This window comes from Mycobacterium sp. E183 (assembly GCF_001667735.1).
Taxonomy (GTDB): domain Bacteria; phylum Actinomycetota; class Actinomycetes; order Mycobacteriales; family Mycobacteriaceae; genus Mycobacterium.
The window spans coordinates 31,641-55,797 of the sequence record NZ_LZJN01000152.1 but is presented as its reverse complement, the minus strand read 5'-3'; the positions used below and the strand labels follow the sequence as shown (position 1 = coordinate 55,797).

Here is a 24,157-nt window from a genome sequence, read left to right as displayed (position 1 = left end):
AGGCGACTACTCGTGCGCTTGGCGGAAACCGGTCATACCGTTGCGATCTCAACGAGAAAAGGAGAGCGCAATGAAGTACGTAGTGGCGTGGACATACCGCCTGAACGGCACCGCGGCCGAGAACGACGAAAGCCTGCGACGGGGCCTGGCCGCGTACTCGAAGTGGTCTCAACCGCAGACCACGACCTATCACCAGTTCGTCGGCCGCATCGACGGCGGCGGTGGATTCGCGGTGGTGGAATCCGACAATCCGGCCGACTTGGTCGAGACCACAAGCCAATTCGCCACGATCCTGGATTACCAGATCTATCCCGTTGTGGACATCGCCGAAGCCGCGCAGGCGCTGCAGCAGGGCGTGGAGTTCAGGGAGGCGATCGGCTAGGCGCCGAACACCCGCGCCGACGCCCACAGTGCGAGCACCGCGAGCACCAGGGACACCGGCACGGTACACACCCCGAGGCGGGTGTATTCGCCGACGCCGGCGTCGACGTCGTGCTGGCGAAGCACCCGCCGCCACAACAGGTTCGACAGCGAACCGACGTAGGTCAGGTTCGGTCCGATGTTGACCCCGAGCAGCACGGCCAGGATGGCGACCGGCCCGCTCGGCGCGACCAGTGGCAGCAGCACCAGGGTGGCGGGCAGGTTGTTGACCACGTTGGCCAGCACGGCGGCCACCGCCGCGATGGCGAGCAATGCCGGCAGCGTCGAACCGGACGGCAGCACCGCCGACATCGCCTTGTCCATGCCGTTGACCATCACCGCCCGCACGACCACGCCCAGCGCGAGCACGAACACCAGGAACGACACGTGGGCCGACCGCGCGATGTCGACCACCGAGGTATGCCGGCGGCTCAGGCTGCGCACCGCCAGCACCGCCGCGCCCGCGAGGGCGACCCAGGCCGGGTCCACGTCGACGGACTGGGCCACGGCGAACCCGGCCAGCGTCAGCCCCACGACCACCAGCACGAGCACCGGCGGCCGGGGCGCCGGCCCGGGTTGCTCCGGATGGGGCTGCACGCGCAGGTCGCCGGCGAAGAACCAGCGGAATACCGCGTAGAGCGTGACCACCACACCCACCCACGGCAACGCCATCAACAGCGTGAACCGGGTGAACGAAAGGTGGGCGGTGTGAAACGCCAACAAATTGGTCAGATTCGACACCGGCAGCAGCAGGGAGGCTCCGTTGGCCAGGTGCGCGGTGGCGTAGGCGTACGGGCGCACCGGGGTCCGCAGCCGACGGACGGCGGCCAGCACCACCGGGGTCAGCAAGACCACCGCGGTGTCCAGGCTCAGCACGGCGGTGATCAACGAGGCGATGACGAACACCCGCCGCAGCAGCGCCCCCGACCCGACGCTCCCGCGCGTGATCGCCGCACCGGCCGCCTCGAACAGGCCCTCGTCGTCGCACAGCTTGGCGAGCACCAGCACAGCGCCCAGGAACCCGACCACCCCGGAAAGCCCGGCCACCTCCTCGGCCGCCTGACGCACCGATATCGCGCCGACGGCGATCAGGATGAGGGCCGCGGGAACCGCCGCGACCGCCTCCGGCAGGCCCCGCGGGCGCACGACGGCGAAGGCCAGGACGGCAGCCAGCAGCACCAGCGCAAGGGTCAAGGTCAATGTATTGAACCCGTCTCAGGCCCAGGGGTTTTCGCGTCGCCACACGGTGGGCAGGTGCAGCCCGACACCATCCGCCGCGGCCAACTCGTCGAGGATGCGGACGGAGGAGTCCAGGTCGTCGCCCGCGTAGGGCAAGGCCCGCAGCGGTTTTGACAGCGGCCGGAAGAAATCGTCCCAGTGAATCATGATCACCCGGCGCGCCCCCACCGCGCGCACGGTCTCGGTCCAGTAGTCGGTCAAGTACGACCTGGGCTGTAGTCCCAACTGCCCGACCGACAGGTAGACGGCATCGGCGTGGTGACCGGCCAGCGCACCCTTGACGAATCCGGCGCTGCCCTGAATCAGCAACCGCCGGTCCGTCGGCCGGTGGTGGACCAACGTCGACCAGGGCTCCCCGCAGCGGTAGGCGGACGCCTTGACCGGCGGGGTCAGCGGCGTGTCGATCGTGCCGGGAAAGCGGTCCGGCGGGCAATGATGGGACTCCACCAGGGTCACGTCGTACGCGCCCAACGTCATTGGCTCACCGCTGGTGGCGATCACGATACGGTCCTCGGGCAGCCCGTAGCCACGCCCGACGTTGGCCGCCGACCGCCCGCCCACCAGTCGCGCGCCGGTGCGGTCGGCGACGAGCGCGGAATCCAGCGCGTGATCGATGTGGGTGTGCACCGGGATGACCGCCTCCAGCGCTGACACGTTGGCCCGCGCCAGGCAGGCGTCCACGCGGGCGGCCGACGGCGCCACCTTGCCGGCGGCCACCCGGGCCAGGCTCGGCCGGGAGAAGTAGCCGTCGGTCAGCAGGGCCGACGAGCCGTCGTCGATCAGCAGCGTCGCCACGCCCAGCCACGTCGCCGATAGGGCCCCGGCTCTGGCGGGCGGCGCGTCGAACCGATCCGCATACCGCGCGATGTCGGGCCGACCGAGTTTGAGCCGCATCAGCTGAACGCCCCGATCTCGACGCCCGCGGCCTCCAGCCCGTCGCGCACGGCCTCCGCGATCTGCACCGCGCCGGGCGAATCGCCGTGCACGCAAACCGATTCCGCGGTGATCGTGACCGGGGTGCCGTCGATGGCGGTGACCCGGCCGGAGGTCACCATGCCGACCACGCGGTCGGCGATCGCCGCCGGGTCTGCAAGCACCGCGCCGGGTTCGCGGCGGGAAACCAACTGGCCGTCCGGCCGGTAGGCGCGGTCGGCGAACGCCTCGGCCACCGTGCGCAGACCGCGGAACGCGGCCTCGTCGAAGAACGCCGAACCCGCCATGCCCAGCACCGGCAGCGCCGGGTCCACCATCCGCACCGCCTCGGCGACCGCGGCCGCCTGGTCGCGGTCGGTCACAATCGTGTTGTACAGCGCGCCATGGGGTTTGACGTAGGACACGGCCGAGCCGGCCGCGCCGGCGAGCGCCTGCAGCGCGCCAATCTGATACGCCACGTCGGCGATCAGGTCCTCGGCGGCGACGTCGATGAAGCGCCTGCCGAACCCGGCCAGGTCGCGATAGCTCACCTGCGCCCCGATGCGGACGCCGCGCTCGGCGGCCGAGCGGCAGACCCGCAGCAGGCCGGCGGGGTCCCCGGCGTGAAACCCGCACGCCACGTTGGCGCTGGTGACGATCCCCAGCATCGCGTCGTCGTCACCCAGGCGCCAGACGCCGAAGCTTTCGCCCAGGTCGGCGTTTAGGTCGATACCGGCCACCCGTCCAGCTTATGGGGCGGCGCCGTCGCCACCCGGAGAGGCGGTCGCCTTTGCCGTCGCTACCGGGTGACGACCGCGGCTGCGATCTGCTGGGCGACGTCGACCGCGGCCGCCCCGGGCAGGAAGGACCCGCAGGCGGCCACGTCGATGACGATGTTGTTGCGCGCGGTGAGCGCACGCTGGCACCGCCAGCCATCCGGGCTACCGACCTGCTCTTCCGACGTGCTCAGCGTGCCGCCCACCTTGTGGGAATCGGCCACCGCCCACGCGATCTCGGGCTGCCCCGGGGGACGGTCGACGAATCGGCGGTTGGCGCAGGCCGACCACCTCCGGACCGATGCGTCGTAGAACGCGTTGGCCTGCCTGGCCGTTGGGTAGGAGATCACGGCCTGGTTGACGGAGTCGTTGCGCACATTGGGGTCGTCATAGCTGTCGTCGAGTCGTTCGCCGCGCACCGCGGTCCAGCCGGTGTCCGCGTATACGGCCTGTTGGGCGGGCCCGGCCATGGCCAGGCAGCTCCTCTCGCTGAACGTCTGGCTGGAGTCCCACATGTCCGGCGTGCGATACCGGAGCCGCATTCCCGCACCCAGGATGTCGTTGACTTTGCCGTCGTCGAGCAGCAGCCCGTCCAGGGCGGTGACGGCCACCGGGGCCTGCGACAGCGGACCGCGGGTGTCCGCGGGCGCGGCGCTTCCGCCGACGACGGTGGTGCAGCCGGCCGTGAGGGCGCACAACGCCGCCTGCAGGACGATCGCGATTTGCCTACGCACCAGAGCCTTTCGGACGCGGGCCCGTCTGTGCCGACCAGCTTAGGCGGCGACCTCCTGTCGACGCCCCAGCGACCAGCAGACCAGGTAGATCAGGAAGGAAATCCCCGCGACGAAGACGGACACCGGTACGCCGGGCGCCAGCGACAGCACGATGCCGCCGACGGCGGAGACCTCGGCGAAGACGACCGAGGCCACCATCGCCGCCGCCGGCGAGGCCACCACCCGGGCGGCCGCCGCCGCCGGCGTGATCAGCAACGACATCACCAGCAGCGCACCCACGATCTGCACGGCCTGCGCGGCCACCACGCCGACCAGGGCGGCGAACACGATGCCCAGCGCCCGAACCGGCACGCCGCGGGCCGCCGCGACGTCGGGGTCGACGGTGGCGAACAACAGCGGGCGGTAGCACGTCGCGATGACGGCAAGGACGAGCAGGCAGACCAGGGCCAGCATGCCCAGCCCGGTGTAGCCGACGCCGACGATCTGCCCGGTGAGCAACGCGAAACTGGTCGCGGTCCGGCCCGGGTAGAGGTAGATGAACAGCACCGCCAGGCCCAGCCCGAAGGCCAGCACCACGCCGATGACCGAATCGCGTTCGCGGGCCCGCCGGCCCAGCACGCCGAACAGCGCGGCCGCCAAAGCGCTGCCGACCAGGGCGCCCAGCCCCACCTCGACGCCGACCAGCAGCGCGAAAGCCGCTCCCGTCAACGACAGTTCGCTCGAGCCGTGCACGGCGAACGACATCTGCCGCATCACGATGAACGGCCCGATCAGCCCGGCCACCAGGCCCAGCAGCGCGGCGGCGAGCAGCGCCTGCTGGACGAAGTCGTGGCGCAGTAGGTGGGCGGTGACGTCGAAGTCGAGCAGGTGGGCCAGCACGCCGGTCAGCCGGTTATTCACCGTGGGCCCAGTCGGTCGTCTCACCGACCACCACGTAGCGGTCCTTGACCTTGACCACCGCGATGTCGGCTCGGTAGAGCGTCGAGAGCGTCTCGGTGGTCATCACCTCGTCGACGGTGCCGATCCGGAACCGTCCGTCGACCAGATAAATCAGCCGGTCGACGTACGGCAGGATCGCGTTGAGGTCGTGGGTGACGACGATGACGGCGGTCCCGGCATCCCGGCGGCGACGGTCGATCAGCGCGGACACCAGTTTGGCGTTCGCCGGGTCCAGGGCCAGCAGCGGCTCGTCGCACAGCAGCAGCATCGGGTCGCTGACCAGCGCCTGCGCGACGCGGATCCGCTGCAGCTCGCCGCCGGACATCACGCCCACCCGGATGTCCGCCAAGTGTTCGGCGTTGACCTGTCGCAGCGCCTCGGCCACGGTCGCGCGGCGGCGGGCGCGGTCGGCGGATCTGCGCGGCATGCCGCCCCAAAGATGCCCGTCGACGCCGAGCCGAACCAGGTCGCGTCCCCGAAGCATCACGTCGGAGTCCATCGGTCGGTGTTGCGGCACGTAGCCGACGCGTCCGCTGCCGGAGTGCATCGGCTCTCCGTCCACCAACGCGACACCGGCGGACAACGGCAGCTGCCCCAGCAGCACCTTCAGCAACGACGTCTTGCCGCTGCCGTTGGGGCCGAGGACGGCGATGAATTCGCCGGGCGACACGGACAGGTCGAGGTGGTCCCACAGCACCCGGTCGCCGAACGCCAGCCGCGCACCGCGCAGCGAGACGGTATCCGGACGGCTGTCGACCGCGCGGACCGCGTCGAGGCTCACGGTTGCACTGACCGGCGCGATTGGAGCGCGGCCAGCAGCTGGTTGACCGTGTTGCGCTGCCACGTCAGGTAATCCGTGCCGTCGGGCAGGGTCTCGCTCACTTCGGTCACCGGCACGCCCGCGCGCCGCGCGGCGTCCCGCACGCCGTTGATCGCGGGGGTCGACGTCTGCGGGTTGACCAGCACCGCCGACACCTGACGATGGTCGATCAGGTCGAGCACGAACGCCATGTCGGCGGGCGAGGGGTCCGTCTCGTTCTCGTTGGCCGCGGTGAAGGCGGCCGGTGTGCGGTTGACCAGACCGGACGCCTCCAGCAGGTAGTGGCCGACGGGTTCGGTCGCGATGACCCCCGTGCCGGGGTAGGCGCTGGCGATGGCGTGTTCGGAGATGGCGATCGCGTCGGCGCCGCGGCAGAAGCCGGCGGCGTTGGCCCGGTAGTCGGCGGCGTTGGCGGGATCGATGGCGGCCATGCGGTCGGCGATCGCGAAGGCGACCGATTTGGCGACGTCGAGGTCGTAGAAGACGTGCTCGTTGGCCGGCTGCTCGGCCGAGTCCCTGTGGAACGAATAGGCGCCGATCGCTTTCACGCCGGGGTGGCCGGCGAGCACTTGGTCCACCCAGGGGTCATAACCGCCACCGTTGTACACCACCAGGGTGGCGTCGGTGATGGCCGCGGCGTCCGCGGGGCTGGCTTGATAGGAGTGCGGGTCGGTGTCGCCCCCGGTCAGGATGGACTTGACCGCGAGGTGACGGCCGGTGACGGCGCTAGCCACGCTGCCCCAGGCGCCGGTCGAGGCGACGATGGCGGCCGCCCGCGGGTGTGCCGGGCCGCCGCAGCCCGTGCCCGCGGCCAGCAGGATCAGCACGGCGGGCAGCCAGCGCAGCGCGCCGGCCACCGCGATTCGTCCCCGCGTCAGCGCCATGCGTGCGTCCGATGTCCTCTCGCCGGCCGGTCGGCCGACCCATAATACTAATGAAAATCGTTTCCATTACAAAGCGGCGAGTGGAAGCCGCTTAGGCGCGCATCCGGATTCGCTGTAGCGTCACCGATTGTGAGTCCCGCACCACGCCCGCGTGCGACTCTGGCGTCGTTGGCGGACGAACTGAAGGTTTCGCGCACCACGATCTCCAACGCCTTCAACCGGCCGGATCAACTCTCGGCCGACCTACGCGAACGCGTGCTCGCGACGGCCAAGCGGCTGGGGTACGCGGGTCCCGACCCGGTGGCGCGCTCGCTGCGCACCCGGAAGGCCGGCGCGGTCGGCCTCGTGATGGCCGAGCCGCTCACTTACTTCTTCAGCGATCCGGCGGCGCGGGACTTCGTCGCCGGAGTCGCGCAGTCCTGCGAAGAGCTGGGGCAGGGCCTGCTGCTGGTGGCCGTCGGGCCCGGCCGCAGCATGGAGGACGGGACGGGCGCCGTGCTCGGCGCCGGGGTGGACGGCTTCGTCGTGTATTCGGTGTGCGACGAGGACCCGTACCTTCAGGTCGTCCTGCAGCGCCGATTGCCGGTCGTGGTCGTCGACCAGCCGAAGGGGCTCGCCGGCGTGTCCCGGGTGGGGATCGACGATCGGGCGGCGATGCGTGAGTTGGCCGACTACGTGCTGGGGCTGGGGCACCGCGAGATCGGGCTGCTGACCATGCGGCTGGGCCGGGACCGCCGACAGGGGCTGGTGGATGCCGAGCGGTTGCGGTCACCGGCGTTCGACGTGCAGCGTGAACGCGTCATCGGTGTCTGGGAGGCGATGTCGGCCGCCGGTGTCGACCCCGATGCGCTGACCGTGGTGGAGAGCTACGAGCACCTGCCGGAGTCCGGGGGGACCGCCGCCAAGGTGGCCCTGGAGGCCAACCCCCGCATCACCGCGTTGATGTGCACGGCGGACATCTTGGCGCTTTCGGCCATGGATTACCTTCGCGCACATGGCATTTACGTCCCCGGCCAGATGACCGTCACCGGTTTCGACGGCGTGCCCGATGCGATCGGCCGGGGGTTGACGACGGTGGCCCAGCCGAGCCTGCAGAAGGGCCGCCGGGCGGGGGAGTTGCTGTTGCGTCCGCCGCGGTCGGGCCTGCCGGTCGTCGAGGTGCTGGACACGGAGTTGATCCGCGGCCGCACCGCCGGTCCGCCGGCTTAGCTAAGAGTCCTGATCCCCGATCAGCAACCGCACGGCCAGATCCAGCCGCTTGCTGACGTCGGTGGCCGAGGCCCGCCGGGTGAGCCAGGCGAGCAGGTTGGACAGCCACACGTCGGAGATCACCCGGGCGATGTGGTACTGGTCCTCGGTCGGTTCGCCGTCGGCCATCGCGCGGGCGAACATGGAGTCGATCAGCTTCTCGACCTGGTCGACCTCGCTGGCCGCCGACGCGTCGGCGAACACGTAGGCGCGCGTCATGGCCTCGGTGAGCAGCGGATTGCGCTGCATCGCGCGGTTGAGCTTGCCGACCATGAAGTTCAGCCGCTGAAACGGCGTTCCCCCGGCGACCGACGACCGGTCGGTCTTGGCGTCGATCCGGCTGAACTCCCGGCCCAGGGCCGACACCAGCAGGTGCACCTTCGACGGGAAATACCGGTACAGCGTGCCCACCGCCACGTCGGCGCGGTCAGCGACGGCGCGCATCTGGACCGCCTCGTAGCCACCCTTCGACGCGATCGCCATGGTGGCGTCCAGGATCCGCTTGCGGCGCTCCCGCTGTGCTTCCGAGCCGAGTTCGGACTCCGCCAGTACCGCCACGTTCATCACCTCACGCGGCTGCGAGTCTGAACCGCGGCTCGCGTTGGCCCTCGAGTTGGCACTGGCTGGCATATCGCGGGTTGCTCCTGTTCCTGGCGGCTCGCTTGCAAACGATACGCATGCTGAGTGTGAATTTCCCACCTCCGTACCGCCGGGACAGCCGCGTGTGCTGCTGTGATGACGTTCGACTTGACGGTCGATCGCTGGCACTATTAGAACACGTTCTAGTCTGCGACGAGGCGGGTTGCGCAGCGACCCGAGCCGAGCAGGAGAATCGAGAGCTAGGGGTCGTAGGCCCCGAGTCATGTCGAGTCAACGGACGTGGAGGTCCCGAGGGTGGTAGCGACCGTCACAGACGAGCAGTTCGCCGCGCGCGCCCTGGTGCGCGACTGGGCCCGCAATTCGACGTCGGGGCCGGGCGGGACGACGGCGATCCGCGAGGTCGAGCAGGGCGACGCCGACGCGTGGCGCCCGGTCTTCGCCCGCCTTGCCGAGCTGGGCATCTTCGGCGTCGCGATCGCCGAGGAGCATGGCGGCGCCGACGGCAGCGTCGAGGACTTGTGCGCGATGGTCGAGGAGGCGGCCAAGGCGCTGGTTCCCGGCCCCGTCGCGACGACCGCGCTGGCGACGCTCGTCGTCACCGACCCCGAACTGCTGGCGGCGCTGGCCGCCGGCGAACGCTTCGCCGGGCTGGCGCTCGAGGGTGACGCCCAGTTCGACGGCCAGCGCGCCTCCGGAACCCTGCCGCTCGTGCTGGGCGCCGCCGACGGCGGTGTCCTCCTGCTGCCGGCCGGCGACGAGTGGCTCCTCGTCGACACCGAGAGCGACGGCGTGCAGGTCGAGCCGCTGGAGGCGACCGATTTCTCCCGCCCGTTGGCCAGGGTGGTGCTGACGTCGGCGCCGGCCGCCGTCGTGTCGGAGTCGCGTCGGCGCGTCGACGAACTGGCGGCCACCGTGCTGGCCGCCGAGGCGGCCGGCCTGACCCGCTGGGCGCTGGACACCGCCGTCGACTACGCCAAGGTCCGCGAGCAGTTCGGCAAGCCGATCGGCAGCTTCCAGGCCGTCAAGCACCTGTGCGCCGAGATGCTGTGCCGCGCAGAGCAGACCGAGGTGGCCGCCGCCGACGCCGCCCGCGCCGCGGCCGAGCCCGATCCGGACCAGTTCGCCATCGCGGCCGCGCTGGCCGCGAGCATCGGCATCACGGCGGCCAAGGCCAACCTCAAGGACTGCATCCAGGTGCTCGGCGGCATCGGCTGCACCTGGGAGCACGACGCGCACCTGTACCTGCGGCGGGCGCACGCGATCGGCCGGTTCCTCGGCGGCGCCGAGCGCTGGTTGCGCCGGGTCACCGAACTGACCCAGGGCGGTGTGCGGCGCCGCCTCGGAATCGATCTCACCGATGTCGAGGGCCAGCGCGCGGAGATCGCCGCAACCGTTGCCGAAATCGCCGCGCTGCCAGTCGAGAAGCGGCAGGCGGCGCTCGCCGAGGCCGGGCTGCAGGCCCCGCACTGGCCGGCGCCGCACGGGCGCGGCGCGTCACCGGCCGAACAATTGCTCATCGATCAGGAGCTGGCGGCCGCCGGCGTGGTGCGCCCGGACTTGGTGATCGGCTGGTGGGCCGCGCCGACCATCCTCGAGCACGGCACACCGGAACAGATCGAGCGCTTCGTGCCGGGCACCCTGCGCGGCGAATTCCTTTGGTGCCAACTGTTTTCCGAGCCGGGAGCCGGCTCCGACCTGGCGTCGCTGCGCACCAAGGCGGTTCGTGCACCAGATTCCCAAGGCGGCTGGCTGCTCACCGGGCAGAAGGTGTGGACGTCGGCGGCCCACAAGGCCCGGTGGGGCGTGTGCCTGGCGCGCACCGACCCCGACGCCCCGAAGCACAAGGGCATCACCTACTTCCTGGTGGACATGCGCTCGCCGGGCATCGAGATCCGCCCGCTGCGTGAGATCACCGGTGACTCGCTGTTCAACGAGGTCTTCCTGGACAACGTGTTCGTGCCCGACGAGCTGGTGGTCGGCGCGGTGAACGACGGCTGGCGGCTGGCCCGGACCACGCTGGCCAACGAGCGGGTCGCGATGGCCACCGGCACCGCGCTGGGCAATCCGATGGAGGAGCTGCTCAAGGTGCTCGGCGAGCTCGACCTCGACGCCGCTCAGCAGGACCGGCTCGGGCGGTTGATCGTCATCGCCCAGACCGGCGCGCTGCTCGACCAGCGGATCGCCCAGCTCGCCGTCGGCGGGCAGGACCCCGGGGCGCAGTCCAGCGTCCGCAAGCTCATCGGCGTGCGCTATCGGCAGGCACTGGCCGAATACATGATGGACGTCTCCGAGGGCGGCGGGCTGGTCCGCAACCACGCGGTGTACGACTTTCTCAACACCCGCTGCCTCACCATCGCCGGCGGCACCGAGCAGATCCTGCTCACCGTGGCCGCCGAGCGGCTCCTCGGCCTGCCCCGCTGACGGCTTTCGCCGAACCTTCGCCGAGATTGCCACCACGGTCGTGGATTGCCCGAAATCACGACCCTGGGCGCAATCTCGGCGACGGGGCAGCTAGGAGAACGTGGTCTGCGCGCAGGTGCTGGGCGAGGTGATGTTGACCCCGGGATAGACCACCTGGATGTGGGTGCAGACGATGACGTTGTTGTCGGTTTTGGGCTGACCGGTCTGCCAATCGGTGGAGTCGATGCGCCCGGTCGTCTGGTACTTCTCCGGCGGACCCTCGCCGAAGTAGACCGTGGTGATCTCGTCGGACCCCATCGACTTCATCACCCGCTCGTGCTCACCGTTGGCGTGCGCGTCCAGGTAGGCCAGGCGGTTCGACGACCGGATCTCGGTGGTCTGTCGGGCCCAGAGGCCGTTCGGGAAGCCTGTCACCCCGTCGGGCGTCAGCATGTCCGCCCCGGCGGTGAAGTCGCAGTGGCCGTCGGCCTTGAAGCAGTTCAGGATGGTGCGCGTTTCGAGCTGGTTGGGCCCGTCGAGCGGGAACAGCGTGGTCGCGGTGTTGCTGGCCGCGCCGGCCGCCGGGGCGGGCAGCAACGCCAACGCCGACCCGATGACCGCACACCCGGTGATCAGTCGCTTCATGCTGCTCCCCTTTCGGTTCGCCAACCCTGAAGGTGAACCTAACCCCGCGACTATTCGTCGTAGGTGACTTCTACCGAATCAGATTCCGGGTGAGATTGACAGGCCAGGATCAGGCCGTCGTCGAGGTCCTGCTGCTCGAGCACGTCGTTGACCTCCATGCTGACCTTGCCGCCGCGCAAGGTGCACGCGCACGCGCCGCAGTGGCCCTCGCGGCAGGAGAACGGCGCGTCCAGGCCCTTGGCCAGCAGGACGTCGAGCAGCTTGGCGTTGCGCGGCCACGACACGGTGTGGGTTTCGCCATCGAGCTGCACCACCGCGGTGGCCGGCGGCGCGTCGCCCGGGGCGGTGTCGTCGATCTTCACCGCCGCGAACGGGTCGGAGTCCAGCGACTTGAACACCTCGACATGCACTTGCGCCGCAGGCACTTTCAGCGATTCCAGCGCTTCGCGGGCCGCGTTCATGAAGGGCCCGGGCCCGCAGATGTACACCGGCCGGCCGGTGTAGGGGGACGCGAGCCTCGCCAGCGCGGCCACGCTCGGCATCCCCTGCAGTGATTCCAGCCAGTGCACCACGGTGAGCCGGTCGGGGTACTTGGCGGACAGGTCGCGCAGCGCGTCGGCGAAGATCACCGACTTGTCGTCGCGGTTGGCGTAGAGCAGCGTCACCTGGCCGCTGCCCTCGGCGAGGGCCGACTTGGCGATCGACATGATCGGGGTGATCCCGCTGCCCGCCGCCATCAACAGGAAGTCGTCGTCGAGCGTCTTGGGCACGAAGTTGCCCGACGGGGCCAGCACGTGGATCCGCATGCCCGCCCGCGCGTGCTCGCACAGCCAGTTGGACGCGTAGCCGTCCGCGGTCCGCTTGACCGTGACGGTCAGCGCGTCGTCGGTGAACGGGGAGCTGCACAGCGAGTAGCAGCGGGCCACCGAACCGGTGCGCTCGCTGGGGACGCGCAGCGTCAGGAATTGCCCGGGCGCGTAGCGCAGCCGCTCGGGCGGGATGTCGGGGTCGCCCGGCTCGGCGGGTACCGCGAACACCAGCGACCGCGCGTCGTCCGTCTCGGCGACGACCTCGGCGATCTGCAGTTCAAGGACATGGTCGCCGAGCGGCTCGTCGAGGTTGGCCTCGGCCAAGACCCTATCCTCCCTCTCGTTACAACTAGAACATGTTACAGAAAAGCCGATTCGTATCGCTACCAGCCGCAGGAATACCCTGCTCGACACAAATCGGAACGTGTTCTAGTCTCTGGTGTAAGCCCGCTGAGTAAGTCTGGCCCAGGAGGCAAACTTAAGTGACGTCCATTCAACAACGTGACGCGCAGTCGGTTTTGGCCGGCATCGACGATCTGCTGCCGCGGATTCGGGAGCGCGCTCAGGCGACGGAGGATTTGCGGCGGCTGCCCGACGAGACCGTCCAGGAACTGCAGGACATCGGCTTCTTCACGCTGCTGCAGCCCGAGCAGTGGGGCGGCTTGCAGTGCGATCCGGGCCTGTTCTACGAGGCCGTGCGGCGGCTCGCCAGCGCGTGCGGGTCCACCGGCTGGGTGAGTTCGATCATCGGCGTGCACAACTGGCACCTGGCGCTGTTCGACCAGCAGGCACAGGAGGAAGTCTGGGGCGACGACGCGAACGTGCGGGTCTCGTCGTCGTATGCGCCGATGGGTGCCGGCGTGGTGACCGATGGCGGCTACCTGGTCAACGGTTCGTGGAACTGGTCGTCGGGATGCGACCACGCCACGTGGGCCTTCCTCGGCGGTCCGGTGATCAAAGACGGCCGCCCGGTCGACTTCGGCAGCTTCCTGATCCCGCGCAGTGAGTACCGCATCGACGACGTCTGGCATGTCGTCGGCCTGCGCGGCACGGGCAGCAACACGGTGGTGGTCAAGGACGTCTTCGTGCCCCGGCACCGGTTCCTGTCCTACAAGGCGATGAACGACGGCACCGCCGGCGGGTACCAGACCAACACCGCCCCGGTGTACAAGATGCCTTGGGGCACAATGCATCCCACCACCATCTCTGCGCCGATCGTCGGCATGGCCTACGGCGCGTACGACGCGCACGTGGAGCACCAGGGCAAGCGGGTGCGCGCGGCGTTCGCCGGGGAGAAGGCCAAGGACGACCCGTTCGCCAAGGTGCGCATCGCCGAGGCGGCCAGTGACATCGACGCGGCGTGGCGCCAGTTGAGCGGCAACGTCGCCGACGAATACGCGTTGCTGTCCGCGGGCAAGGAGATCCCGTTCGAGCTGCGCGCCCGCGCGCGCCGTGACCAGGTGCGCGCGACCGGGCGGGCGATCGCTTCGATCGACCGGCTGTTCGAGGCTTCGGGCGCGACCGCGCTGGGCAACGATCAACCGGTGCAACGGTTCTGGCGTGACGCGCACGCGGGCCGGGTGCACGCGGCCAACGACCCCGAGCGGGCTTACCAAATCTTCGGGAACAACGAGTTCGGGTTGCCGCCGGGCGACACGATGGTCTAGGCCGTGCGCCGGCGACGATGCAGAGCGTAAGAGCGACGTGGGGGCACTCCCCAGCTCCGCGGGGACCCCACCCGCTTGCGGGGGAGAGGAGCGGCGCTGAATGACGGCCACGACCGAACAGCTGACGTTCGACTCGACTTCGCGATTCGCCGAAGTCGACGTCGACGGGCCGCTGAAGCTGCACTATCACGAGGCCGGGGTCGGCAACGATCAGACGGTGGTGCTGTTGCATGGCGGGGGTCCAGGCGCGGCGAGCTGGACCAACTTCTCGCGCAACATTCCGGTGCTGGCGCAGCGGTTTCACGTGCTGGCCGTCGACCAGCCCGGCTACGGGCTCTCCGACAAGCGCGCCGAACACGGGCAGTTCAACCACTACGCCGCGCGGGCCCTCAAGGGGCTCTTCGACCAGCTCGGGCTGGGACGCGTTCCGCTGGTTGGCAATTCGCTGGGCGGGGGCACCGCGGTTCGGTTCGCCCTCGACTACCCGGACCGGGCGGGCCGGCTGGTGTTGATGGGGCCCGGTGGGCTGAGCATCAACCTGTTCGCCCCCGACCCGACCGAGGGCGTCAAGCGACTGGGCAAGTTCTCCGCCGAACCCACCCGGGAGAACCTCGAGGCGTTCCTGCGGGTCATGGTCTACGACCAGAAGCTGATCACGCCCGAACTGATCGACGAGCGGTTCGCGCTGGCCAGCACGCCGGAATCGCTGAGGGCGACCCGCGCGATGGGAATGTCCTTCGCGGGGGCCGATTTCGAGCTCGGGATGATGTGGCGCGAGGTGCACCGGCTGCGCCAGCCCGTGCTGTTGATCTGGGGTCGCGAGGACCGGGTCAACCCGCTGGACGGCGCGCTGGTCGCGCTGAAGACCATTCCGCGTGCGCAGCTCCACGTTTTCGGGCAGTGTGGGCACTGGGCGCAGGTGGAGAAGTTCGACGAGTTCAACAAGTTGACCGTCGATTTCCTGGGAGGTGCGTGATGAGCATCCGTTCGCTGGGCTACCTGCGCATCGAGGCCACCGACATGGCGGCCTGGCGTGAATACGGCCTGAAGGTGCTCGGCATGGTCGAGGGCAAAGGCAACACCGAGGGCGCGCTTTACCTGCGCATGGACGACTTCCCGGCCCGGCTGGTGATCGTGCCCGGCGAGCGCGACCACCTGATGGAGGCCGGCTGGGAGTGCGCCAATGCCGAAGGGCTGCAAGAGATTCGGAACCGACTTGACGTCGAGGGCGTGCCCTACAAGGAGGCCACCGCCGCCGAGTTGGCGGATCGCCGGGTCGCCGAGATGATCCGGTTCGCCGACCCGTCCGGCAACTGCCTGGAGGTCTTTCACGGCGTCGCGCTGGAGCACCGGCGCGTGGTCAGCCCGTACGGGCACAAGTTCGTCACCGGTGAGCAGGGCCTGGGACACGTGGTGTTGTCCACCCGCGACGACGACGAGGCGTTGCACTTCTACCGGGACGTGCTCGGCTTCAAGCTGCGCGACTCGATGCGGATGCCGCCCCAGGTGGTGGGCCGGCCCGCCGACGGTGCGCCCGCGTGGCTGCGGTTCTTCGGCTGCAACCCGCGGCACCACAGCCTGGCCTTCCTGCCGCTGCCGACGCCCAGTGGCATCGTGCACCTGATGATGGAGGTCGAGAACGCCGACGACGTGGGTCTGTGCCTGGACCGGGCGCTGCGCCGCAAGGTGCCCATGTCGGCCACCCTGGGCCGCCACGTCAACGACCTGATGCTGTCCTTCTACATGAAGACGCCCGGCGGGTTCGACGTCGAATTCGGCTGCGAGGGAAGGCAAGTGGAGGACGACGACTGGGTCGCCCGGGAAAGCACCGCCGTGAGTTTGTGGGGCCACGACTTCACGGTCGGCGCCCGCGGGTAATCATGTCGGCGCCGATCGATCCGCGGGCCTTCCGGCAGGTGCTGGGCCAGTTCTGCACCGGCATCACGATCATCACCACGGTGCACGACGAGGTCCCGGTCGGCTTTGCCTGCCAGTCGTTCGCCGCCCTGTCGCTGGATCCGCCGCTGGTGCTGTTCTGCCCGACCAAGGTGTCGCGGTCCTGGCAGGCAATCGAGGCCAGCGGCCGGTTCTGCGTCAACGTGCTGACCGAGAAGCAGAAGCACGTTTCCGCGCGTTTCGGCTCGAAGGAACCGGACAAGTTCGCCGGAATCGACTGGCACGCCTCGGAACTCGGCTCGCCGATCATCGACGGGTCGCTGGCCTACATCGACTGCAAGGTGGCGTCCGTGCACGACGGTGGCGACCATTTCGTGGTCTTCGGCGCGGTGCAGTCGTTGTCGGAGGCGCCCAAGATCAAGCCGCGCCCGCTGCTGTTCTATCGCGGGGAGTACACCGGCATCGAACCGGACAAGACGACGCCGGCGCAGTGGCGTGACGACCTGGAGGCGTTTCTCACCGCCACCACTCAGGACACCTGGCTCTAAGCCGTTCCGCGGTACGTGTCGTGCCGGACGCCCTCGACGTCCGCCGTCGGGTCGTGCGCCTCCGAGGACCGCGCGATGTCGGGATCGTCATGCTTATCCGCGGGCTTCGCATCGGTTTCCGGGTGCAGTTCGTCGGCGCGCTTCAACTGCTCCTGCAGTTGCTCTCGCGACGCCGCGACCTCGCTTTGATGGTTGGCCGCCCGTTCCTGCAGCCGGGCGGCCTCCGCCGCCTTGGCCTCCGCCTCGGCCTGGGCCGCGCGGGCCTTGGCGGCCGTCTCCTGGGCCAGGGCCTCGCGGCGTTCGACCTTCGCGGTCTCCAGCTTGGCCTGTTCGCGGATCTCCTCCGCCTGCCGTTGCCGGCGTTGGCGTCGCACCCTGGTGAGCGCGACGACGACGACCAGAATTACAAAGACCGCCGCGGCGGCGACCACGAGCCAGATAGCGGTGCTGTTCATCATGGGCTCCCATCAGATCGGTTTTCGCCTGGCGCTGGGCCTGGCTCGTAGTGGGATCCCCCTATCTGGCGTAGGTAAAACAACCGGCTGGATCGGCCGGGCTTCGGCCGGGTGACCTTGGCCTCTACCCGGCGGCACCGGGGCGCCGCGAGGATGAGTCGCGCAGGGCCGGCGCCGTACAACCAGTCGACGGCGCGTCGCCGCTCACTCATCGGCGACCGCTACATGAAGTCCAGCGCCTCGACCGTCGCGATCGGGCCCTCGTGGGTCGGGCGGTTCGCGCCGCCGATGCAGTAGACGGTGTTGCCGACCGTCGCCACCACCTCGGCGTGACGCGCGGTGGGCATCGGGGCCAGGGTGCTCCACTTGGCGTCGGCGATGTCGTACATCTCGACGACGTTCAGGACCATCGTCGGTTCCTCGCCGCCCACCACCACGATGCGGCCGTCGATGTAGGTCGCGCCGTAACTCCCGCGCGGGGTCGGCATGCCCACCAACTTGGTCCAGGCGCCCGATTGGGGATCGAACCGCTCATTCGCCGCGGAGTTCTTGTCGGCGGAGAGGAACCGCCCGCCGATGGCGTACACGTAGGTGCCGTCCGACACCGCGGCCAGGTGTTCGCGGGGGGTCGGCATGTCGGCGGCGTCCTTCCACGAGTTGCCGTCGAAGACCTCGGTCTGCGGGACGAGCTGTTTGGCGTTCTGCCCGCCCACTACGACCAGTTGGTCGCCCACCACGGCGGCGGCCGGGGCCGCGCGTGGGTGCGTGAGATGTGGCAGCTCAACCCAATTGCCGCCGCGCAGCGCGAACACCTTGTCGGACGCGTCGGCGAGTTGATCGCTCGCTCCGCCGAGCACCACCACCTCGTCGCGGTATGTCGCCGCCGCCGCGTGATGCAGCGGGATCGGCAGCGGCGGCCCGGTCTGCCAAACGCCGGTGTGCGGGTCATAGCTCTCGACGGTCTGCAACGCCGTGCCGTTCCGCAAGCCACCCAGAATCCAGATCTTGTCGCCCTGCACGGCCCACGCCATCATCAGCCGGGGCGTCGGCGCGTCCGGCAGCGAGCGCCACTGCGACGCCGGCTGGATCCGGCGGGCCGGCAGCTTCAGCGCTTCTGCCGACGAGGTGAGCTGGCCGTCGCCGACGGCGGTCGACCCGCCGATCGCGTACACGGACTTCTCCACCGCGTCGACGGCCATGCCGTGCCGCGCCGTCGTCATATCGGGCAATCCGGACCAGGTCTTCGTCATCAGGTCGAACGCGGCGACGGTCTTGAGCACTTGGCCCGAGGAGACGCCCCCAACCGCGACCAGGCGCCCGTCCACGATCGCCACCCCGAGGTCGCTGCGCGGCTGGCTCAGCGGGGGCAGCGGCGCCCAGCTCTTGGCGGCAGGGTCGTAGGCCTCGACCGCCGGCAGGTCGGCGGTGCCGTTGGTGCCGCCCACCGCATAAACCAGCTTCCCGTCCGAAGCCGCCGCCAGCAGCTGCCGCGGGGTCGGGATCGGTGCACCGAGGCTCCAGGCGTTGCCGTCGAACACCTCGGTGGTGTTCAGCAGCGCGCCGGACGCGTCGACACCGCCGGTGACGACCAGGCGGTCACCGACCACGGCCGCCGCCGCGGCCGCGCGGGGCTGCAGCAGGTGCGGAAGCTCCACCCAGCGGCTGTTGATGACCCGCCAAACCTGGTCGGACGCAACCTTTTTGCCGCCTTCGGATTTCCAGCCGCCGAGCACGACCGGGTTTCCCTGCCAGGTGACGGCCATCGCGTGCGACACCGCGACAGGTAGGTCGTCGCCGCCCTTCCAGCTGTCGATGACGGGGTCGTAGCCCTCCTGCAGTCCGGTGGGGGCGCCGTCGCTGCGGATTCCGCCGAAGATCCAGATCGTGCCGTCGGCCTGCGTGGTGGCCGCGGCGTCCCGCGAAATTCGGGCGTTGGTGATCGGTTTCCACTGCATGGGCGGCTGCGCGGTCGGCTGGCCGGAACCGCCTCGGGAACCGGCTTTCTTGTCGGGTGAGAGCGCGAAATAGAGGCCGCCGACGACCAACAGCAGGACCGCAGCGAGCGCGCCGGCCGTCAGCGCGATGCGATTCCGCTTCTTGCCCGGTTCCGTGAACCACGCGGCCGCCCGTGCCCCCGGGCCCCGTGGCGGCCCCTGGGCGCCGCCGGCCCGGGTCGGCGGCGCGGCGGCTTGGGGTGGCCGCGCCGTGGGCTGCGTTGACGACGCTTGTGCGGCGCGCAGCAAGCTGGCAGCCTCGGGCAATTCGGCCGGGCTCGCCTGCGGAAAAGGCGCGGTCTCCCGCGCGTGTTCGCGATCGATCGGGGCGCTGATCGCCGAGGTCGGGTCGTCGTGCCCGGCCGGCAACCGCGGTGGCGGGGGCATGCTCGACGTGTCGAGGGCCGATGGGTGCGCCACCTCGCTGTGCGGCCCGGGCGGCGCCGCATGCCCAACGTCCGTCGCCACGGCCGAGGCGCGTCCGGTGATGGCCATCGCGTCGGGTTTCAGGCCGTTGCGGCGCTGGGCGGCCTGCAGTTCGCGGCCGAACTCCTCGGCCGAGGCGGGCCGCAAGGCCGGGTCGATCGACATCGCCTTCTCGATCGCCGAGCACACCGCGTCCGGGATGCCGTCGGGCCGCATATCCGGGATTCCGGTGGTGCTGATCCGCAGATATTGCGCGATCAGGTCCTCGCCCTTCTTGCGCTCGTGCGCGGCGTTGCCCGCGATGAGCGCATAGAGCGTCGCGCCAAGCGAATACATGTCGGAGGCCACCGTGGCCGGATTGCCGGTCATCACCTCCGGCGCAGTGAAGTCGATGGTGCCGGAGAAGAATCCGGTCGCGGTCTCGTAACCGCCTTCGATGTGGGCGATTCCGAAATCACTCAATTGGGGCTCGCCGTAATCATTTACGAGAATGTTGGCGGGCTTTATGTCGCGGTGCAGAGTTCCGGTCCGATGCGCGGTTTCCAGTGCGCCGCAGAGCTTCACACCGATGTGCAAGGCTTCGGGCCACGGGACCGGCCCCTCCCGGCGCAGCCGGACGGCCAGCGAATCCGCCGAGTGGTAGGGCATCACGATGTACGGCTTACCGCTGCCGGTGACGCCGACCCGCAGGATGTTGACGATGTTCGGATGCCCGGAGAGCCCGCCCATCGCGTAGCCCTCGCGAAGGAAGCGCTCGCGGCTGTCGTCGTCGATGTGTGACGGCAGCACCTTGACGGCGACATTTCGTCCGAGGGCGGTCTCATAGCAGCAGTAGATGACCCCGGCCCCGCCACGAGCTACCTGTCGCGCATCCTCGAACCCCGCGGCCGCCAGCTCCGCGGCGATGCCGCTCGGTACCGGGGCGACACTCTCGGGCCGTGGCTCATCAGGCATTTGCTGGCGCTCAACCCTCCGCGAAGTATGTGATTGGCGAGGTCAAGATTAGCGCTCAGAACCTCACGGATGTGCTTTTCGGGCAACCTTCGTCGGCTTGTGGGGCGGCGGCGCTCACGCCTCGATGGTCGGGGGGCCTTCATACGGCCGTTGCAGCGCGGCGAATTCGGGAACTGCGGCCATGGTGAGCACGGCCTCAAGCAGCCGAACACCGCCCGGTCCCTTCAATGTTCGGGTGAGCACCGGTCCGGAGAACGCGTGGCCGTCGACCGCGATGATCGGGCTGCCGGCCTCGTCGCCCAGGGTGTCTTGGCTGACCCGGTGCGCCCGCTTGACCGCCTCGTCCAAGCCGCTGTCGTCCTGCGCGTCGGCAAGGCTTTCCGCCAGGCCGTTCTCGGCGAGGGCTTCGCGGATCGCGGGTGCGGTCAGCTCCTCGCCGTCGACGTGGATGCGACGGCCAATCGAGTCGTAGAGGCCCGCGAACGCTTCCGGCCCCCGCTCGCCGACGGCGGCGGCGAACAGCCGTCCCGCCCGCGTCGACCGCTCCATCATGTGTTGCTGTTTGTCGTCGCCGTCCCGACCTTCGTTGAGGACCGCCAGGCTCATCTGCCGCAGGGTAACGGGCGTTCCCGTCGCCTGCCCGGCGTCGATCAGCCAGCGAGCGGTCACCCAGGAGAACGGACAGACGGGGTCGAGATAGAGGTCGACATCGGTCACGGCTCCTCCTTCGATCCAAGGCTTGGGGCTACCGAGCGGCATACCCGCTACCGGCCGTCGCACGCCTGCCGATGACCTGCCAGCAGAATGGCCGTATGACGCTGAACCTGGACGAGTACTTCGAGCGGATCGGTTATCGCGGCGCCACGGCACCCAATCTCGAGGTCCTGCAGGCTTTGGTGAGCGCCCACACCAAAGCGATCCCGTTCGAGAACCTCGATCCGGTGATGGGGGTTCCGGTCGACGACCTGGGTCCGGGCGCCCTCTCCCGCAAGCTCGTTCAGCGGGGCCGCGGCGGCTTTTGCTACGAGCACAACGGATTGATGGGCTACGTGCTCACCGAACTCGGCTTTCGGGTGCGGCGCCTGGCCGGTCGGGTGGTATGGATGCGGCCGCCCGATGCGCCGTCGCCGCCGCCGCAGACACACACCGTGTTGGCGGTGACGTTCCCCGGCTCCCACGGTTCATACCTGGTCGACGTCGGCTTCGGCGGGCAGACACCCCCCTCGCCGCTGCGGATCGAGACGGGCACCGTGCAGCAGACGACGCACGAGCCCTACCGGCTGGAGGACCGCGGCGACGGGCTGGTGCTGCAGGCCCAGATTCGGGGCGAGTGGCAGCCGCTCTACGAGTTCAGCACCCGGACCGCGCCCGACATCGACCTGGCGGTGGGCAGCTGGTACGTCTCGACGCACCCGTCGTCGCATTTCGTCACCGGCCTGACGGCCGCGCGCGTAACCGACGACGCCCGGCTGAACCTGGCAGGCCGGAACCTCGCCATTCACCGCGCCGATGCCAGCGAGAAGATCCGCCTCGACGACGCCGCGGCGGTGGTCGACACCCTCAGGGACCGGTTCGGCCTCAACGTGTCCGACGTGGGCGAGCGCGGCGCGCTCGAGGCGCGCCTCGATAAGATCCTGGACGCTTAGATCCAGGACCCGATTCGCCGTAGGGCCTCTTCGATGTCGCCCGTGGGCCCGGCGAACGACAGCCGGACGAACGAATCGCCGTGGGTGGTGTCGAAATCGATCCCCGGGGCGATGGCAACGCCGGTGTCGCTCAACAGTTTCGAGCAGAACGCGGTCGAGTCTTTGGTGAGTTCGGAGACGTCGGCGTAGACGTAGAACGCCCCGTCGGTGGGTGCGAGCCGGTCGATGCCGATGCGGCGCAGCCCGTCCAGCAGCAGGGCGCGGTTGGTCGCGTAGTGGTGCAGGTTGCCGTCGGCCTCGGCCGTCGACTCCGGCGTGAACGCCGCAACGGCGGCGAGCTGCGACAGCACCGGCGGGCAGATGGTGAAGTTTCCGGTCAGCCGATCCACGGCGCGCAGCAGCGCCTGTGGCACCAGCATCCAGCCCAGCCGCCAGCCCGTCATCGCGTAGTACTTGGAAAAGCTGTTGACCACCACGGCGTCTCGGGATGTCTGCCAGGCGCAGCTGGTCTGCGGCGCCCCCTCGTAGACCAGGCCGTGGTAGACCTCGTCGCTGATCAACCGCACGCCCGACGCCTCGCACCACGCTGCGATCGCGGCCAGCTCGGCCGGCGCGATCACCGTCCCGGTGGGATTGGCCGGGCTGGCGACGATCACGCCGTGGGGCGGCGGGTCGAGTTCTTCGAGCATCTGCACGGTGGGCTGGAAGCGGGTCTGGGGTCCGCACGGGATCTCGACCACCTCGCACCCCAAGGCGGACAGGATGTTTCGATAACACGGGTAACCGGGACTGGCCAGCGCGACCCGGTCGCCCGCGTCGAAGCAGGCCAGGAACGCGAGCAAAAATCCGCCGGACGAGCCGGTGGTCAACACCACGTCATCGGGCTCGACCCGAAGCCCTTGCTGGCGTTGATAATCCGCGGCGATCGCCGCGCGCAGCTCCGGAATGCCCAGCGTCACGGTGTAACCCAGCTCGTTGCCGTGCAGGGCGGCGGCCGCCGCGGCGCGCACCGGCTCGGGCGCTCCGACGCTGGGCTGACCGGCTGACAGGTTCACCAGGTCGCCGTGGCTGCGCTGGCGCTCGGCGGCGGCCAGCCACACGTCCATCACATAGAACGGCGGGATGGCGGCGCGCCGCGCGACGTGGTCGTTCACGACGGTTCGAGCACCTCCGCTTCCAGTCGCGCGAGAACCTCCTGCGTTGTGCTGAGCAGGTGGGCGCTGCCATGGGCGCGCTTGAAATACAGGTGCATGTCGTGTTCCCAGGTGATCGCGATTCCGCCGTGCAGTTGGATGCCCTCGGCGGCCGCGTTGCACAACGCCTCGGTGGCGGCCAGGCGCGCGGTGGCCGCATTGGTCGGGGTGGGTTCGTCGCAGGCCTCCGCCACGACGGCCTTCGCCGCGGCGATCGTGACGTACAGATCGGCCATCCGGTGCTTGAGCGCCTGGAAGCTGCCGATGGGCCGGCCGAATTGCACTCTGTTCTTGGCGTATTCGACGGTCAGCTGCAGGCAGCGTTCGGCGGCGCCGATCTGCTCGGCGGCCAGCAGGATGGCCGCGGTGTCGGCGAGGCCGGGGTCGGTGCCGATGGGTTCGGTGTCCTCGGGCGTGACCCGGGCGAGCCGCCGGGTCGGGTCCATGGTGACGGCCGGTTCCGCGGAGAACCGGGTCCACCGGGTCAGCTGGCCGTCGGTGGCGGCGACGACGACGTCGGCGGTGTCGCCGTTGACGACGTAGTCGGCGTCGAAAACCAGCGCGCCGATCGAGGTGCCGTCGGCGAGGCCGCCCAACGTCTCGGCATCCGGCTCCGGCGCGCTCAGCAGCGCCAGCTCCGCCAGCGTGGTGCCCAGCAGCGGCGAGGGCACCAGCGCCCGGCCCAGTTCCTGCAAAACTGTTGCGGCGTCGGCCAATTCACCGCCCGCGCCGCCCAGCTCCTCGGGGATGACCAGCGCGGCGGCTCCCACCTGCTCACACAGCAGCTGCCACAGCGACTCGTCGTAGCCGCGCTCGGAGTCCATCGCGGCGCGCACCGCCGCCGGGTTGGCGTGCTTGGCCACCAGGGCCGCGACGGTCTCCCGCAGCATCTCCCGTTCTTCACTCATGAGCACCGCTCCTGTTCGTCGCTCCACGGCGTCGTCGCGACGTG

General features: G+C 69.7%; 23 protein-coding genes. 8 read left to right on the top strand and 15 right to left on the bottom strand.

What is annotated here, in order from left to right; translation table 11 throughout:
• The first annotated feature begins 70 nt into the window (after positions 1–70).
• Positions 71–382 (top strand): DUF3303 domain-containing protein, encoded by a 312-nt coding sequence (locus A5691_RS17610; protein WP_067279019.1) that lies wholly within the window; start codon positions 71–73, stop codon positions 380–382.
• Here A5691_RS17610 and A5691_RS17605 read toward each other — a convergent pair.
• From A5691_RS17605 to A5691_RS17575, 7 genes are read right to left on the bottom strand one after another with little or no spacing between them, the layout of a single operon-like run.
• Positions 379–1,620, bottom strand: a complete 1,242-nt coding sequence (locus A5691_RS17605; protein WP_067747800.1) for an SLC13 family permease — start codon at positions 1,618–1,620, stop codon at positions 379–381. The genes A5691_RS17610 and A5691_RS17605 overlap by 4 nt on opposite strands.
• 15 nt (positions 1,621–1,635) lie before the next feature.
• Positions 1,636–2,553 carry an MBL fold metallo-hydrolase gene (locus tag A5691_RS17600; RefSeq protein ID WP_067747798.1) on the bottom strand — a complete coding sequence of 306 codons (918 nt, stop codon included), beginning with the start codon at positions 2,551–2,553 and terminating at the stop codon, positions 1,636–1,638.
• Positions 2,553–3,311 carry a LamB/YcsF family protein gene (locus tag A5691_RS17595; RefSeq protein WP_067747796.1) on the bottom strand — a complete coding sequence of 253 codons (759 nt, stop codon included), beginning with the start codon at positions 3,309–3,311 and terminating at the stop codon, positions 2,553–2,555. The genes A5691_RS17600 and A5691_RS17595 overlap by 1 nt, the downstream gene beginning before the upstream one ends.
• 59 nt (positions 3,312–3,370) lie before the next feature.
• Positions 3,371–4,084 (bottom strand): sensor domain-containing protein, encoded by a 714-nt coding sequence (locus A5691_RS17590; RefSeq protein WP_067747794.1) that lies wholly within the window; start codon positions 4,082–4,084, stop codon positions 3,371–3,373.
• A 36-nt stretch (positions 4,085–4,120) separates the two neighbouring features.
• Positions 4,121–4,981 (bottom strand): metal ABC transporter permease, encoded by an 861-nt coding sequence (locus tag A5691_RS17585; protein ID WP_067747792.1) that lies wholly within the window; start codon positions 4,979–4,981, stop codon positions 4,121–4,123.
• Positions 4,974–5,801 (bottom strand): metal ABC transporter ATP-binding protein, encoded by an 828-nt coding sequence (locus A5691_RS17580; protein ID WP_067889278.1) that lies wholly within the window; start codon positions 5,799–5,801, stop codon positions 4,974–4,976. The genes A5691_RS17585 and A5691_RS17580 overlap by 8 nt, the downstream gene beginning before the upstream one ends.
• Positions 5,798–6,724 (bottom strand): metal ABC transporter solute-binding protein, Zn/Mn family, encoded by a 927-nt coding sequence (locus A5691_RS17575; RefSeq protein ID WP_067889280.1) that lies wholly within the window; start codon positions 6,722–6,724, stop codon positions 5,798–5,800. Before A5691_RS17575 ends, A5691_RS17580 begins: the two co-directional genes overlap by 4 nt.
• Before the next feature lie 129 nt (positions 6,725–6,853).
• Between A5691_RS17575 and A5691_RS17570 the strand changes: the two genes are divergently transcribed.
• A complete protein-coding gene (locus tag A5691_RS17570) occupies positions 6,854–7,933 on the top strand; it encodes a LacI family DNA-binding transcriptional regulator (protein ID WP_067889282.1) in 1,080 nt (359 codons plus the stop codon).
• Here the strand turns inward: A5691_RS17570 and kstR are convergent, their stop codons facing one another.
• On the bottom strand, positions 7,934–8,530 hold the full coding sequence (gene kstR / locus A5691_RS17565) for a cholesterol catabolism transcriptional regulator KstR (RefSeq protein ID WP_067279200.1): 597 nt from the start codon (positions 8,528–8,530) through the stop codon (positions 7,934–7,936).
• Between the two features lie 336 nt (positions 8,531–8,866).
• Here kstR and A5691_RS17560 point away from each other — a divergent pair, with 336 nt between their 5' ends.
• Positions 8,867–10,993, top strand: a complete 2,127-nt coding sequence (locus A5691_RS17560; protein WP_068017261.1) for an acyl-CoA dehydrogenase — start codon at positions 8,867–8,869, stop codon at positions 10,991–10,993.
• Between the two features lie 90 nt (positions 10,994–11,083).
• On the opposite strand, the gene A5691_RS17555 is transcribed toward A5691_RS17560, so the two are convergent.
• Positions 11,084–11,617 carry a hypothetical protein gene (locus A5691_RS17555; RefSeq protein WP_067761004.1) on the bottom strand — a complete coding sequence of 178 codons (534 nt, stop codon included), beginning with the start codon at positions 11,615–11,617 and terminating at the stop codon, positions 11,084–11,086.
• A gap of 50 nt (positions 11,618–11,667) precedes the next feature.
• Positions 11,668–12,750: a ferredoxin--NADP reductase gene (locus tag A5691_RS17550; RefSeq protein WP_067887392.1), complete on the bottom strand. Its 1,083-nt coding sequence runs from the start codon at positions 12,748–12,750 to the stop codon at positions 11,668–11,670.
• A 158-nt stretch (positions 12,751–12,908) separates the two neighbouring features.
• On the opposite strand from A5691_RS17550, the gene hsaA reads away from it, so the two are divergent.
• From hsaA to hsaB, 4 genes are all read left to right on the top strand, one after another.
• On the top strand, positions 12,909–14,093 hold the full coding sequence (hsaA, locus tag A5691_RS17545) for a 3-hydroxy-9,10-secoandrosta-1,3,5(10)-triene-9,17-dione monooxygenase oxygenase subunit (RefSeq protein ID WP_067761008.1): 1,185 nt from the start codon (positions 12,909–12,911) through the stop codon (positions 14,091–14,093).
• Positions 14,094–14,193: 100 nt separating this feature from the next.
• A complete protein-coding gene (gene hsaD, locus A5691_RS17540) occupies positions 14,194–15,069 on the top strand; it encodes a 4,5:9,10-diseco-3-hydroxy-5,9,17-trioxoandrosta-1(10),2-diene-4-oate hydrolase (RefSeq protein ID WP_068017259.1) in 876 nt (291 codons plus the stop codon).
• Positions 15,069–15,971: an iron-dependent extradiol dioxygenase HsaC gene (gene hsaC / locus A5691_RS17535; protein ID WP_067761017.1), complete on the top strand. Its 903-nt coding sequence runs from the start codon at positions 15,069–15,071 to the stop codon at positions 15,969–15,971. The genes hsaD and hsaC overlap by 1 nt, the downstream gene beginning before the upstream one ends.
• A gap of 2 nt (positions 15,972–15,973) precedes the next feature.
• Positions 15,974–16,537, top strand: coding sequence for a 3-hydroxy-9,10-secoandrosta-1,3,5(10)-triene-9,17-dione monooxygenase reductase subunit (gene hsaB / locus A5691_RS17530; protein WP_068017256.1), 564 nt, complete (start codon positions 15,974–15,976; stop codon positions 16,535–16,537).
• Here hsaB and A5691_RS17525 read toward each other — a convergent pair.
• The 3 genes from A5691_RS17525 to A5691_RS17515 all read right to left on the bottom strand — a co-directional run bounded on the left by A5691_RS17525 (position 16,534) and on the right by A5691_RS17515 (position 21,083).
• A complete protein-coding gene (locus A5691_RS17525; RefSeq protein ID WP_231981010.1) occupies positions 16,534–16,992 on the bottom strand; it encodes a hypothetical protein in 459 nt (152 codons plus the stop codon). The two genes, hsaB and A5691_RS17525, sit on opposite strands and share 4 nt — an antisense overlap.
• A gap of 221 nt (positions 16,993–17,213) precedes the next feature.
• On the bottom strand, positions 17,214–20,366 hold the full coding sequence (locus A5691_RS17520) for a serine/threonine-protein kinase (RefSeq protein ID WP_067778660.1): 3,153 nt from the start codon (positions 20,364–20,366) through the stop codon (positions 17,214–17,216).
• A 114-nt stretch (positions 20,367–20,480) separates the two neighbouring features.
• Positions 20,481–21,083, bottom strand: coding sequence for a disulfide bond formation protein DsbA (locus A5691_RS17515; RefSeq protein WP_067887388.1), 603 nt, complete (start codon positions 21,081–21,083; stop codon positions 20,481–20,483).
• Positions 21,084–21,178: 95 nt separating this feature from the next.
• Here A5691_RS17515 and A5691_RS17510 point away from each other — a divergent pair, with 95 nt between their 5' ends.
• Positions 21,179–22,012, top strand: coding sequence for an arylamine N-acetyltransferase (locus A5691_RS17510; RefSeq protein WP_067887385.1), 834 nt, complete (start codon positions 21,179–21,181; stop codon positions 22,010–22,012).
• On the opposite strand, the gene A5691_RS17505 is transcribed toward A5691_RS17510, so the two are convergent.
• Together A5691_RS17505 and A5691_RS17500 are read right to left on the bottom strand one after the other, a co-directional pair.
• Positions 22,009–23,166 carry a pyridoxal phosphate-dependent aminotransferase gene (locus A5691_RS17505; protein WP_068017250.1) on the bottom strand — a complete coding sequence of 386 codons (1,158 nt, stop codon included), beginning with the start codon at positions 23,164–23,166 and terminating at the stop codon, positions 22,009–22,011. The two genes, A5691_RS17510 and A5691_RS17505, sit on opposite strands and share 4 nt — an antisense overlap.
• Complete coding sequence (locus tag A5691_RS17500) at positions 23,163–24,113, bottom strand: acyl-CoA dehydrogenase family protein (protein ID WP_068017249.1); 951 nt, start codon at positions 24,111–24,113, stop codon at positions 23,163–23,165. Before A5691_RS17500 ends, A5691_RS17505 begins: the two co-directional genes overlap by 4 nt.
• Positions 24,114–24,157: the final 44 nt, after the last annotated feature.

What these genes read in the sequence shown, in the direction of transcription:
- A5691_RS17610 (WP_067279019.1), top strand. Translation starts at nt 71, where the DNA reads ATGAAGTACGTAGTGGCGTGGACATACCGCCTGAACGGCACCGCGGCC.
- A5691_RS17600 (WP_067747798.1), bottom strand. Translation starts at nt 2,553, where the DNA reads ATGCGGCTCAAACTCGGTCGGCCCGACATCGCGCGGTATGCGGATCGG.
- A5691_RS17575 (WP_067889280.1), bottom strand. Translation starts at nt 6,724, where the DNA reads ATGGCGCTGACGCGGGGACGAATCGCGGTGGCCGGCGCGCTGCGCTGG.
- A5691_RS17555 (WP_067761004.1), bottom strand. Translation starts at nt 11,617, where the DNA reads ATGAAGCGACTGATCACCGGGTGTGCGGTCATCGGGTCGGCGTTGGCG.
- hsaD (WP_068017259.1), top strand. Translation starts at nt 14,194, where the DNA reads ATGACGGCCACGACCGAACAGCTGACGTTCGACTCGACTTCGCGATTC.
- hsaC (WP_067761017.1), top strand. Translation starts at nt 15,069, where the DNA reads ATGAGCATCCGTTCGCTGGGCTACCTGCGCATCGAGGCCACCGACATG.
- hsaB (WP_068017256.1), top strand. Translation starts at nt 15,974, where the DNA reads ATGTCGGCGCCGATCGATCCGCGGGCCTTCCGGCAGGTGCTGGGCCAG.
- A5691_RS17525 (WP_231981010.1), bottom strand. Translation starts at nt 16,992, where the DNA reads ATGAACAGCACCGCTATCTGGCTCGTGGTCGCCGCCGCGGCGGTCTTT.
- A5691_RS17520 (WP_067778660.1), bottom strand. Translation starts at nt 20,366, where the DNA reads ATGCCTGATGAGCCACGGCCCGAGAGTGTCGCCCCGGTACCGAGCGGC.
- A5691_RS17510 (WP_067887385.1), top strand. Translation starts at nt 21,179, where the DNA reads ATGACGCTGAACCTGGACGAGTACTTCGAGCGGATCGGTTATCGCGGC.
- A5691_RS17500 (WP_068017249.1), bottom strand. Translation starts at nt 24,113, where the DNA reads ATGAGTGAAGAACGGGAGATGCTGCGGGAGACCGTCGCGGCCCTGGTG.